Raw genomic sequence first — 12,625 nt, 5'->3', positions numbered from 1 at the left:
CGTTTTAGTCAGCCGTTAAAGGCCGCAGAGGTTTCATGGGCAACAAAGTCAAGAGTTTCGGCCTGATCGGCCTGGGCATGGTGGCCGGCATCGCCGCTTCCCTGCAGTTTTCCGCTATCGCCCAAAAGGCCGGCGTGTCGCCCCTGCCGCTGGAAGAACTGCGCCAGTTGTCGGACGTGTTCAGCCTGATCAAGTCCGACTACGTGGAAAACGTGGATGACAAGAAGCTGCTGACGGAAGCCATTTCCGGCATGGTGTCTTCGCTTGACCCCCATTCCGTCTACCTGGACAAGAAGGCCTTCAAGGAAATGCGCGAGACGGTGGCCGGCAAGTTCGTCGGCATCGGCATCGAAGTGGGCATGGAGGATGGCTACATCAAGGTGGTGTCGCCGATCGAGGATACGCCCGCGTTCAAGGCCGGCATCAAGGCCGGCGATTTGATCACCCGCATCGACGGCAACCCGATCAAGGGCCTCACGCTGGAGGAAGCCGTCAAGAGGATGCGCGGCGAGCCCCATTCCAAGGTGCTGCTCAACATCACCCGCAAGGAGCTGGACAAGCCGCTCACGCTGACCATCGTGCGTGAGGAGATCCGGGTCCAGAGCGTCAAGGCCAAGTTGATCGAACCCGGTTACGCCTGGGTGCGCATCTCGCAGTTCCAGGAACCGACCGTGGAAGACATGGCCCGCAAGATCGGCGCCCTGTACGCCCAGGACCCGCACATCAAGGGCATGGTGCTGGACCTGCGCAACGATCCGGGCGGCGTGGTGCCGGGCGCGATCGGCGTCTCGGCCGCCTTCCTGCCCAAGGATGCGGTGATCGTCTCCACCAACGGCCAACTGCTTGAATCGAAACAGACTTTCTACGGCCGCCGCGAGTTCTACGCCGGCCGCAATGGCGGCGACCCGCTGGCCAAGCTGCCCGCCGCGCTCAAGGACGTGCCGCTGGTGGTGCTGGTCAATGGCGGCTCCGCTTCGGCCTCGGAAATCGTGGCCGGCGCGCTGCAGGACTACAAGCGCGCCATCATCATGGGGACGCAAACCTTCGGCAAGGGCTCGGTGCAGACGCTGCGCCAGCTGACGGCCGACACCGCCGTCAAGCTGACCACGGCACGCTACTACACGCCGCATAACCGTTCGATCCAGGCCAAGGGCATCGTGCCCGACCTGCTGGTGGACGAAACGGCCGACGGCGATGGCTTGAACGGCTTGCGCGTGCGCGAGGCCGACCTGCAGAAGCACCTGGGCGGCGATGACGGCCAGGATGGCACGCCCGGCGTGGTGGCCCGCGCCGACAAGCGCGACGAGCTGGAAGAGGAACAGCGCCTGCTGGCCGCGGCCCGCAAGCAGAAGCCGTTCGAATATGGCTCCAAGGACGACTTCCAGCTGGCGCAGGCGCTGAATCACTTCAAGGGCCTGCCCGTCAAGCTGGCCAAGGCGGACGGCGCGGCCGTGGCCGACGCGAAAGCGGAAGCCAAGCCTGAAACCACATCCGACGCCAAGCCGGACGCCGTCCCGGCCGCCAAGACGGACGCCAAGGCCGCCCCCAAACCCGACACCAAGCACGCTCCGATCAAAAAATAAGCGGCCGGCGCGCCAGTGCCGGTCCAGTCAACCGACCGATGAACGACTCGCAACTGCTGCGCTATTCGCGCCACATCCTCCTCGACGAAATCGGCATTGAAGGCCAGACCGCCCTGTTGCAGGCGCATGCGCTGGTGATCGGCGCCGGCGGCCTCGGTTCGCCGGCCGCCATGTATTTGGCCTCGGCCGGCGTGGGCCAGCTGACTCTGGTCGACAACGACACGGTGGACCTGACCAACCTGCAGCGCCAGATCGCCCACACGACGGCGCGCGTGGGCCAGCCCAAGGCCGCCTCGGCGCGCCTGACGCTGGAACAGATCAATCCCGAAATCGCCATCGACGCCCTGGTCGAGCGGGTCGACGACGCTCGCCTGGCCGAACTGGTGGCGGCGGCCGACGTGGTGCTCGATTGCACCGACAACTTCGCCACCCGTCACGCCGTCAACCGCGCCTGCGTGGCCCACAACAAGCCGCTGGTGTCGGGCGCCGTGATCCGCTTCGATGGCCAGGTCAGCGTGTTCGACCCGCGCGGCGGCGACCAGCCCTGCTACTCCTGCCTGTTCCCGCAAGACCAGAAATTCGAGGACGTGGCCTGTTCCACCATGGGCGTATTCGCGCCGCTGGTGGGCGTGGTGGGCGCCATGCAGGCGGCCGAAGCGCTCAAGCTGATCATGGGCATCGGCCAGTCGCTGGCCGGCCGTTTGCTGCTGCTCGACGGCCTGCACATGGAGTGGACCAGCATCGCCGTGGCCCGCAACGGTGACTGTCCCGTGTGCGCCGGCCACCACCGGCCGGCCCCATAGCGCGGCAAAAAAATTCGATGCAAGACGACGTTGCATCCCTTCCCCAAAAAACGGAGCCCCCAGATGCTGAACCGCCTTTCCCTGTTGGTCCTGGCCCTGGCCGCCGCGTTCGGCGCGTCCGCCCATGCCGCCAGCACCACCCAATACCTGATCGTGGCCGATAGCGGCAAGCAGATCGGCCAGCAAGTGGTGCGGCACGAGGACGATGGCCTGGCCACGGTGCGCTTCAGCTATAAGAACAACGGCCGAGGTCCGGAACTGGACGAGCAATTCCGCCTGGGCGCGGACGGCACCATGACGGAATACACGGTCAAGGGCAGCTCCACCTTCGGCAACGCCGTCAATGAACACTACGTACGCAAGGGCGACCAGGCCGAATGGAAGTCCACCTCCGAGCAGGGAGGCAAGACCGTCAGCGGCCCGGCCGCCTACCTGCCGCTGAACAGCTCCTTTGAAGTGGTGTCGGCCAATATCGCCGCACTGGCCGCCACGGCCGACGGCAAGCTGCCGCTGCTGCCATCCGGTACCCTGAGCCAGCGCGTGCTCGACACGGTGACAGTGACGGGCGACGACCCGGCCCACCCGCAAACCCAGACCGTGCAGTTGCTGGCGCAAACGGGCATCGGCCTGTCGCCGTCGTTCTACTGGGCCACCACGGGCGCCAAGCCGCGTTTGTTCGGCGTCGTCATTCCCGGTTTCGCCACCATGCTGGAGCAGGGCTGGCAGCACAACGGCGAAGCGCTGGCGGCGCGCCAGAAGGCGGCCGAAAGCAAGATGCTCACCGACGCGGCGGCCCAGTTGCAGCACCCGCTCAATGGCCTGACCGTGGTGCGCAACGCGCGCGTGTTCGACAGCGAAAAAGCCACCGTGGGCGCGCCGTCCGACGTGTACGTGCTGCGCGGCCGCATCACGGCCGTGCTGCCGGCGGGCGCGCCCGTGCGCGGCGCCGTCAACCAGATCGACGCGGCCGGCCGCGTCATGCTGCCCGGCTTGTTCGACATGCACGGCCACGTGGACCGCTGGTCCGGCGCGCTGAACCTGGCGGCCGGCGTGACCAGCGTGCGCGACATGGGCAACGACAACGCCCAGTTGCAGCAGATGCTGGACGAAACCAACGCCGGCAAGCTGCTGGCGCCGCAAGTGGTGCCGGCCGGCTTCCTGGAAGGCGAAAGCCCGTATTCGGCCAACGGCGGCTTCGTCATCAAGGATCTGGCGCAGGCGAAGAACGCGATCGACTGGTATGCCGAACATGGCTACCCGCAGCTCAAGATCTACAACTCCTTCCCGAAAGCGATTTTGAAGGAGACGGTGGCCTATGCCCACAGCCGCGGCATGCGCGTGTCGGGCCACATTCCAGCCGGGCTGCGCGCCCAGCAGGCGCTGGATGCGGGCTATGACGAAATCCAGCACATCAACCAGGTGCTGCTGAACTTCCTCGTCACGCCGACGACGGAAACGCGCACTCTGGAGCGCTTTACGCTGCCGGCGGAAAAAGTGGCGGGCCTGGACTTCAATTCCAAACCGGTCAGGGATTACGTGGCCGAACTGGCCAAAAAACAGATCTCCATCGATCCAACCCTGTCAGCCTTCGCCTTCTTCAAGCAGCGCGACGGCGACATGAGCGAACCGTTCGGCCCCATCGCGGACCACATGCCGCCGGACGTCAGGCGCGGTTTCTCGGTCGGTACCATGAAGATCGCGGACGACGCCACCTACCAGCGCTACGCGAAGTCGTACGCCAAGATGGTGCAGTTCGTCGGCATCCTGTACCGCGCCGGCGTGCCCATCGTGGCCGGCACGGACGACCTGGCCGGCTTCACGCTGCAGTCCGAACTGCAATTGCTGGTCAAGGCCGGCCTCACGCCGGCCCAGGCGCTGCAAGTGGCCACCCGCAACGGCGCCCGCTACACCCGCACCAGCCATGAGCGGGGCAGCATCGCGCCGGGCAAGCTGGCCGACCTGGTGCTGGTGGACGGCGACCCGACCAAGGATATCGCCGACGTGCGCAAGGTGGCCGCCGTCATCACGCGTGGCTACCTGCTCTACCCGCGCGAGATCGACGCGGCGCTGGGGATCGCGCCGTTCGTGCAGGATGCGCCGGCCGTGCAGGCGCTGGCGCCCGTGTCCACCAACCACGCCTCGGCCGGCGGCAACGATGGCGCCCGCGCCCGCATCGAAGGGCTGGCCCGCCAGCGCGACTGAGGCGGCGCCGTGGCGGCGGGCCGCCGCCATGTGGAGGCCATCCTCTAATGCGGCTTTAAGGGTGGCTGGTGCATAATCGCCAGCACGGCTTTGCTGGCCGCGCCGGTTCGGCCTTATACTCAGCACTCTTTTCAAATATTTAACCTACATTTGCCGGTCCAATGAAAAAACAGTCCATCCCCCGCCGCGTCGCACGCGGCTTTACGCTGATCGAAATCATGGTGGTGGTGGTCATCATGGGTGTGCTGGCCGCGCTGGTCGTGCCCAAGCTGCTCAGCCGCACGGGCGAATCGAAAATCGCCGCGGCCAAGGTCGATATCGCCACCGTGATGCAGGCGCTCAAGCTGTACAAGCTCGATAACCAGCGCTACCCGACCACGGAGCAGGGCCTGCAGGCGCTGCTGAGCAAGCCCACCACGGGGCCGGCCGCCAACGGCTGGAAGGCCGGCGGCTACCTGGAGAAGATGCCGAAAGACCCGTGGGGCAATCCCTACCAGTACCTGTCGCCCGGCATCAAGGGTGAGGTGGACGTGTTCTCGCTGGGCGCCGACGGCCAGCCGGGCGGCACCGGCGACGATGCCGACATCGGTTCCTGGGACAATTAAGGCGGGAGCCATCTGTCATGCGCGCCGCGCCGCGCGGGTTCACCCTGATCGAACTGCTGGTGGTGATGGTCATCCTGGGCGTCACGCTGGGGCTGGTGTCGCTCAACGTGCTGCCCAGCCGCCAGCAGGGCATGCAGCAGGAAGCCCAGCGTATCGCCTTGCTGCTGCAACTGGCGCGGGACGAGGCCATCGTGCGTAACCGCCTGATCGCGTTCGAGGCGGAGTCGGACCGCTACCGTTTCCTGGTCCGCAACGAGCAGCAATGGCAGACCGTCACCGGTGACGACCTGCTGCGCGAGCGCGAATTCAAGCATGCCCCCATCACGCTGCTGCTGGACCCACCGTCCACCATGCCTGGCGCCAGTCTGCGCATCACCTTCGGTCGCGAGCCGGTCGATAAACCGTTCGTCCTGACGCTGGCCAGCGACAGCGGCACCGTCGCCATCCGCGCCGACGGCATCGGCCACTTCACGGTCGACTGAACCATGGGCCGGCTTATTCCATCCTCCCTCCCGCGCCAGTGCCAGCGCGGCTTCACGCTGCTGGAAGTGCTGGTGGCGCTGGTCATCGTCGGCACGGCGCTGGGCGCCTCGCTGCGCGCCGTGGGCAGCCTGACCCAGAACAGCAACGGCCTGCGCAGCGCCATGATGGCCACCTGGTCGGCCGAGAACCGGCTGGTGCAGATCCGCCTGGCCCGCACCTTCCCGGCCGTGGGCAAGCAGAGCTTCGACTGTCCGCAGGGCGACTTGCAGCTGGTGTGCCAGGAAGAGGTGATCGCCAGCCCCAATCCGCGCCTGCGCCGGGTCGAGGTGAGCGTGGTGGACCAGAACAATCCCGAGCGCCGCATCATCAAGCTGGTACAACTGGTGCTGAACCAATGATGGCGCCGCGCTATTGGCCGCGTGGGCGCGGCTTCACCCTGATCGAGCTGCTGGTGGCCATTTCCATCCTGGCCATCGTGGCCGTGCTGGGCTGGCGCGGGCTGGACGGCATCATCCGTTCGCGCCAGGCGTTGACGGCGCAGATGGAGCAGACCCGCGGCATGCAACTGGCGTTCGCGCAGATGCAGAGCGATTGCGAAAACCTGGCGCCCACCACGCTGCTGCATGGCCGCACCAACCTGCTGGCCGAAACGGACCGTTTGACGCTGGTACGTACCGTGCTGACGGAGAACGAGCCATCGCGCCTGCAAGTGGTGTCCTACCGCGTGCGCGACGGTGTGCTGCTGCGGCGCGAATCGTCCGCCACCCGCGACCTGGCGCAGCTCGACATGCTGTGGCAGGGCGCGCGCAGCGACACCGATCCGGCACCGGCCGTCACCTTGCAAACGGGCTTGAATGGCATGACCATGCGGCTGTGGCAGAACGGTAGCTGGCGCGCGGCCACCAGCGTCACGCTGCCAACCACGAGTCAGCAGCAAGTGGCGATCGGCCAGGGTGGTGCGGCCGGACAGGGCGGTGCCAGCGGGCCGGCGGGGGGCGGCGGGGCAGGGGGATCGAATCCGACCACCATCACGCAGGTGACGGCGCCGCTGTCCAACAACGTGCCGACGGGGCTGGAAGTGTCGTTGCAGTTGCCCGGCGTGCCGACGGCGCTGGTCAAGATTTTCCTGCTGGGGGCCGTGTAATGGCGCGCCACCGACAAAATTTGCGGCGTCAGCGCGGCGTGGCCGTGGTCACGGCGTTGCTGCTGACCACGCTGGCCGTGACCATCGTGGCCAGCCTGTTCTGGCAGCAGCAGGTACAGGTGCGGTCGATGGAGAATCAACGTCTGCAATTGCAAACGCGCTGGATCCTGCGTGGTGCGCTGGACTGGGCGCGCCTGATCCTGCGCCAGGACGGCATAGACCGCGGCAAGGTCACGACGCTGGACGGCGTGTGGGCCACGCCGCTGGCGGAAACCCGGCTGGACCAGTACGTGGAGCGGGAACGGGTGGAAGGCGAAAACTTCAACGCGACCTTGTCGGGCCAGATGACGGACGCCCAGTCGCGTTACAATCTGGCCAATCTTGCCGTGAACCGGGCGCCGGTGGTGGACCAGGTGGCCGTGTTCCAGCGCTTGCTGACCGTGTTGCAGCTCGACGGCTCGCTGGCGCAGGCCGTGGCCGACGAGGTGGCGCGCGCGCAGCAACCGGCGCCGCAGGGCCAGGCGGCGCAGAACGCGCTGCCGGTGCGGGCCGGCACCGAGCCGATGGAATTGATGCGGGCCGAGGATTTGCTGGCCGTGGCAGGCTTCACGCCGCAGGCGATCGAGCGCTTGCGTGATCTGGTGATCGTGCTGCCCGCGCAGACGAACATCAACGTCAACACGGCGCCGGTGGAATTGCTGGCGGCGCTGCCGGAGAATTACACGATGGCCGAGGCGACCGCCCTGGCCTATCAGCGCAAGCAGGCATACTTCAACAACGTGCAGGACTACAAAGGCAAGTTGTACGGCAAGCAGGTGAGCGCCAAGGTGGGGATCGATATCAGGAGCGACTATTTCCTGGTGTTGAGCAAGGTGCGGCTGGACCGCGCCAACCTGGATGCGCAGGCGCTGATACAGCGCGAGAACGGTGCGAATTACAAGACAGACCTGGTCTGGATACGGCAAAACTGAGATGGCGAACCACGAAAGCGAGCTCCTTTGACTACCCTATTTATCCGCTATCCGGCCAAGGCCAGCATCGACAGCGGCGCGGCCCAGGCTTGCCCGTTCGCGCTGGTGGGCGACGGCGGCAATGTGCTGCAGCAGGGTGCGTCCCCGCTGGGCAGCCTGGCCGACATGGTGGCCTCCGCGCGCCGCGTGACGCTGCTGCTGGCCGCGCCGGACGTGACGCTGCTGCGCGTGAGCGTGCCGCCGTTGTCGCCCGCACGCCTGAAGGCGGCCCTGCCGGCGCTGGTGGAAGAACACGTCCTGGGCGACCCGGCCGACTGCGTGCTGGCCGTGGGCCCGGCGCTCGATGGCGGCGCCGAACGCACCGTGGCCGTGGCGCAGCGCGCCTGGCTGGAAGTGCTGGTCAAGGCGCTGCAGGCGCAGGGCGCGCACAGCATCGCGCTGCTGCCGGCCCAACTGTGCCTGCCGCTGCAGCCGGGCGCCGTGTCGGCCGCGCTGAGCAGCAACGACGGCGGCTGCGAGCTGACGCTGCGCCAGTCGCAGACGGACGGCCTGGGCCTGGCCCTGCCGGCCCAGCCGGAAGCGGTGCTGCAAACGCTGCGCGCGCTGGCCGGCGATTCGCCCGTCACGCTGTACCTGTCCGCCGCCGAATTGCGCCGTTATGAGGCATTGGCTTTCGCGCAGCCGGCCGGGCAGCCCGCCATCACCCTGCAGGAAGACCAATGGGCACACTGGATCGCGGCCTCGCGCACGGCCGCGCCGGACCTGGCCGCCGCCGTGGGCGCCAGCGGCACGGCGGCGCGCCAGTGGCAGCGCTGGCGCTGGCCGTTGCGGCTGGCCGTGCTGGCGCTGGCCGTCAACGTGGCGGGCATGAATATCGAATGGCTGCGCATGAAGCGCGAGGCGGGCCAGGTGCAGCAGTCCATGCTGCAGATCTTCAAGGCCGCCTATCCCAGGGAAACCGTGATCCTCGATCCGGCCGCCCAGATGCGAAAGAACATCGCGGCCGCCCGCGCCGACAGCGGCGCGCTGGCGGGCGACGAATTCGGCGCCCTGAGCGCGGCTTTCGGCGAAGCCCTCAACGGCCTGCCGAACCGGAACATCATCGCCTCGCTGGAATACCGCGAGCGCGCGCTGCAAGTGAAAATCAAACCCAACACGGTCGATGCCGCCGCCATGGGCCAAATCCGCGCGGCGCTGGCCGCGCGCAAGCTGGACTTGTCGGAAGCGGCGCCCGGCGTGTGGAAGATCCGCGTCGGCACCGGGAGCAAAGCATGAGCACATTGAAAGCGACGCTGGCCCAGTACCGCGCCGGCGCGGAGCAGTTCTGGCAGGCCCGCACGGAACAGGAGCGCAAGTTCCTGTCCGTGGGCGGTGCCGTGGTGGGCGTGGCGCTGGCCTATGCCGTGCTGGTGGCGCCGGCCATGGAAGGGCGTGCCAAGCTGCGCAAGGAATTGCCCCAGTTGCGCCAGCAGGAGGCGGAATTGCAGGCGCTGGCGTTGCAGGCGGCCGCACTCAAAGGCCAGGCCGTGGCGGCGCCGCCGGCCATGACGCGTGACAGCCTCACGGCCAGTCTGGCGGCCCGCAGCCTGACGGCGCAATCGGTCGCCATCACGGGCGAATACGCGCGGCTGCAACTGAATAATGTGTCCTTCCCCGGCCTGATGGATTGGCTGGCCACCCAGCGCCGCGACGGCCGTATCACGGTCGAGGAGGCCGTGTTCAATGCTCAGAATACGCCGGGCCAGGTGGATGCCTCGCTGACGCTGCACCAGGCGGGCGCGCAATGACCTTGCTCCATTCCTCGTCAAGCGTGGCGGTTCATCCATGAAGCGCGCGTCGCTATGGCTGCTGACGATCGTGCTCAGCGCCATCGTCACGCTGCTGGTGTGCTTCCCGGCCAGCTGGCTGGGCGCGCTGGTGGAACGCCAGACGGGCGGACGTTTGACGCTGGGAGACGCGCAAGGTACGCTGTGGCGCGGCTCGGCCTTTATCGGCGGCGCGGCCGGCGGCAACAGCCCCGTCACGCCGCTGCTGCCGGGGCGTTTCGCATGGCAGGTGTCGCCGCTGGCGTTAGTGGGCGCGGTGGAACTGCGGCTGGAGAACAGCGAGGCGCTGGCCCAGCCCGTGACGTTCCGCGGCGGCTGGCGCCAGTGGCAGCTCAGCCCCTCGGCCCTGCTGCTGCCGGCCGAGGGCTTGTCCGGCCTGGGCGCGCCGCTCAACACGATCGCGCCGGCCGGCACCATGCGGTTGTCGTGGACGGCGCTGGAGCTGGCCGTGGCCGGCGGCGCCGTCAGCGTGAATGGCCGCACCACGCTGGAAATGACGGACATGGCGTCCAAGCTGTCGGCGATCCGGCCGCTGGGCAGTTATGCGCTGGCGCTGGACTGGCATGGCCAGCAGGCGCAGCTGACCTTAAGTTCGGTCAAAGGGCCGTTGCTGCTCAGTGGCAGCGGCAGCCTCGATCAGGGCCGCCTGCAGTTTTCCGGGCAGGCGCAGGCGGCCGATGGATATGAAGATACGCTGGCCAATCTCTTGAATTTATTGGGCCAGCGCCGTGCAAACAGCGACAAGAACATCATCGCCTTAGAGTTCAGACAATGAAAAAACAGACCGTGAGCAAACCGACCTTTCCCGCGCTGCGCCGCCTGAGCGCGGGCGCGCTGCTGTGTTGCGCCGTGGCATCCGCGATGCCGCCGGCCGCCTGGGCCGCCAGCGATGATGCCGCGCTCAATTTTGTCGGCGCCGACATCGAATCGGTGATCAAGGCCGTGGGCCACTACACCAACATCACGTTCGTGATCGATCCGCGCGTGAAGGGCACCTTGACGCTGGTGTCTGAAAAGTCGATCAGCAAGTCGCAGGCGTTCTCGCTGCTGACGTCGGCCCTGCGCCTGCAAGGCTACGCCGTGGTCAGCGGCGACGGCTACGCCAAGGTGGTGCCGGAAGCGGAAGCGAAGCTGCAATCGGGGCCGACCCTGATCGGCACGGCGCCCAGCGCCATCAAGGGCGACCAGATCGTCAGCCAGGTCTTTCATCTGAATTATGAGTCGGCGGCCAACGTGGTGACGGTGCTGCGGCCCCTGATCTCGCCCAACAACACCATCAACGCCAACCCCGGTAACAACTCGGTCGTCATCACGGATTACGCGGACAACCTCAAGCGCCTGACCAAGATCATCGCCGCGCTGGACGCGCCGGCCGCCACCGACCTGGACGTGATCCCGGTGCGCTACGCCATCGCCAGCGACCTGGCCACCATGGTCAACAAACTGATGGAGACGGGCGCCGGCGCCGCGGACGCGGGCCGCGTCAGCGTGCTGGCCGATCCGCGCACCAACGCGCTGATCCTGCGCGCGCCGTCGGCCGCACGCGCCAACCTGGCCAAGTCGCTGATCGCCAAACTGGATCAGCCGACGGCGGAACTGGGCAACGTGCACGTGGTCTACCTGAAGAACGCGGAAGCGACCAAGCTGGCGCAGACGCTGCGCGCCGTCGTCTCGAACGACGCCTCGGCCGGCGCCACCAGCCCCACCGGCGGCGCAGCCCAGGGCGGCGCGGCCGGTCAAACTGGCCAGGCGGGCCAGACCGGCATGGCCGGCGCCAACCAGGGCACGGGCGGCGCCAGCGGCCCGTCCAACCCGCTGCTGAGCAACAGCGCCTCGCCGCAGCAGGCCGGTTCCGGTTCGGCCGGTTACATCCAGGCCGACGCCTCCACCAACACCCTGATCATCACGGCGCCCGAATCCGTGTACCGCAACCTGCGCGCCGTGATCGACCAGCTTGACGTGCGCCGGGCCCAGGTCTACATCGAATCGCTGATCGTGGAAGTCACGTCCGACAAGGCGTCCGAGTTCGGCGTGCAGTGGATGGGCGCCACCGGCAACGAGAACAGCACCTACCGCATCGGCGGCCTGCAGTCTTACAACACGGGCGGCGCCAACAACAACCTGGCGGCGCTGGCCCTGGCGCAGCGTGCCGGTACGACCAGCTCCACCAGCAGCACCTCGACATCGACGCTGCCCGGCGCCGGCCTGTCGATCGGCGTGTTCAAGCAGGTGGCCGGCCAGCTGGGCCTGGGCGCGCTGGCGCACTCGCTGGAATCGGACGGCAACGCCAACATCCTGTCCACGCCCAACATGATCACGCTCGACAATGAGCTGGCCACCATCCAGGTGGGCCAGAACGTGCCTATCCTGACCGGCCAGTTCACCACCAGCTCGGGCACCAACTCCAACCCGTTCCAGACCATCGACCGCAAGGAAGTGGGCCTGACGCTGAAGGTGCGGCCGCAGATTTCCGAAGGCGGCACGATCAAGATGGCGATCTACCACGAGACCTCCAACGTGGACAAGTCGACCCTGACGGCGATATCGGGCATCACCATCAACAAACGCGTGATCGAGAACAACGTGATCGCCGACGATGGCCAGATCATCGTGCTCGGTGGCCTGATCGAGGACACCACCGGCGACGGCACCGACAAGGTGCGCGGCCTGGGCGACATTCCCGTGCTGGGCAACCTGTTCAAGTACCAGACCCGCAGCCGCAAGAAGACCAACCTGATGATCTTCCTGCGCCCCGTGGTCATCCGCAGCAAGGAGCAAAGCGTCAGCCTGGCCACGGACCGCTACGACTACATGCGCAACGAGCAACTGAACATCAAGCCGGCCGACAGCATCCTCGTCAACGACTTCGGCCAGCCCGTGGTGCCGGCCCTGGTCAATGGCCGGCCGATGGGCAGCGTGACCGTGGCCCAGCCGGTGCCGCCGGCGCCCCAGCCCAAGCCGGACCAGGCGCCCGGCGCGGCCACGCCGGTGAAGAACTAAGGCGGCGC

At 67.2% G+C, this 12,625-nt stretch carries 12 protein-coding genes; all 12 read left to right on the top strand.

Features of this window, described 5'->3' with window-relative positions; genetic code table 11:
• Positions 1-35: 35 nt before the first annotated feature.
• Positions 36-1,583 (top strand): S41 family peptidase, encoded by a 1,548-nt coding sequence (locus tag H3H39_RS01410; protein WP_182151474.1) that lies wholly within the window; start codon positions 36-38, stop codon positions 1,581-1,583.
• 38 nt (positions 1,584-1,621) lie between these two features.
• Positions 1,622-2,386, top strand: a complete 765-nt coding sequence (locus H3H39_RS01405; RefSeq protein WP_182151473.1) for a HesA/MoeB/ThiF family protein — start codon at positions 1,622-1,624, stop codon at positions 2,384-2,386.
• 63 nt (positions 2,387-2,449) lie between these two features.
• Positions 2,450-4,588, top strand: a complete 2,139-nt coding sequence (locus H3H39_RS01400) for an amidohydrolase family protein (protein ID WP_182151472.1) — start codon at positions 2,450-2,452, stop codon at positions 4,586-4,588.
• 161 nt (positions 4,589-4,749) lie between these two features.
• A complete protein-coding gene (gene gspG / locus H3H39_RS01395) occupies positions 4,750-5,193 on the top strand; it encodes a type II secretion system major pseudopilin GspG (protein WP_182151471.1) in 444 nt (147 codons plus the stop codon).
• 17 nt (positions 5,194-5,210) lie between these two features.
• Positions 5,211-5,675: a GspH/FimT family pseudopilin gene (locus H3H39_RS01390; RefSeq protein WP_182151470.1), complete on the top strand. Its 465-nt coding sequence runs from the start codon at positions 5,211-5,213 to the stop codon at positions 5,673-5,675.
• A gap of 3 nt (positions 5,676-5,678) precedes the next feature.
• On the top strand, positions 5,679-6,074 hold the full coding sequence (gene gspI, locus H3H39_RS01385; protein WP_182151469.1) for a type II secretion system minor pseudopilin GspI: 396 nt from the start codon (positions 5,679-5,681) through the stop codon (positions 6,072-6,074).
• Complete coding sequence (locus H3H39_RS01380; RefSeq protein WP_229217815.1) at positions 6,071-6,820, top strand: PulJ/GspJ family protein; 750 nt, start codon at positions 6,071-6,073, stop codon at positions 6,818-6,820. Before gspI ends, H3H39_RS01380 begins: the two co-directional genes overlap by 4 nt.
• 20 nt (positions 6,821-6,840) lie before the next feature.
• Entirely contained in the window at positions 6,841-7,791 is a 951-nt protein-coding gene (gene gspK / locus H3H39_RS01375) for a type II secretion system minor pseudopilin GspK (protein ID WP_229217814.1), read from the top strand.
• Positions 7,792-7,818: 27 nt separating this feature from the next.
• Entirely contained in the window at positions 7,819-9,066 is a 1,248-nt protein-coding gene (gene gspL, locus H3H39_RS01370; protein ID WP_182151467.1) for a type II secretion system protein GspL, read from the top strand.
• A complete protein-coding gene (locus H3H39_RS01365) occupies positions 9,063-9,578 on the top strand; it encodes a type II secretion system protein M (protein ID WP_182151466.1) in 516 nt (171 codons plus the stop codon). The genes gspL and H3H39_RS01365 overlap by 4 nt, the downstream gene beginning before the upstream one ends.
• Positions 9,579-9,615: 37 nt before the next feature.
• Positions 9,616-10,392 (top strand): type II secretion system protein N, encoded by a 777-nt coding sequence (locus H3H39_RS01360; protein WP_182151465.1) that lies wholly within the window; start codon positions 9,616-9,618, stop codon positions 10,390-10,392.
• Positions 10,389-12,617, top strand: coding sequence for a type II secretion system secretin GspD (gene gspD, locus H3H39_RS01355; RefSeq protein WP_182151464.1), 2,229 nt, complete (start codon positions 10,389-10,391; stop codon positions 12,615-12,617). The genes H3H39_RS01360 and gspD overlap by 4 nt, the downstream gene beginning before the upstream one ends.
• Positions 12,618-12,625 lie beyond the last annotated feature (8 nt).

The sequence above is a fragment of the Rugamonas apoptosis genome, assembly GCF_014042355.1.
GTDB classification, from domain to species: Bacteria; Pseudomonadota; Gammaproteobacteria; order Burkholderiales; family Burkholderiaceae_D; genus Rugamonas; species Rugamonas apoptosis.
This window is presented reverse-complemented; position numbering and strand designations above follow the sequence as displayed.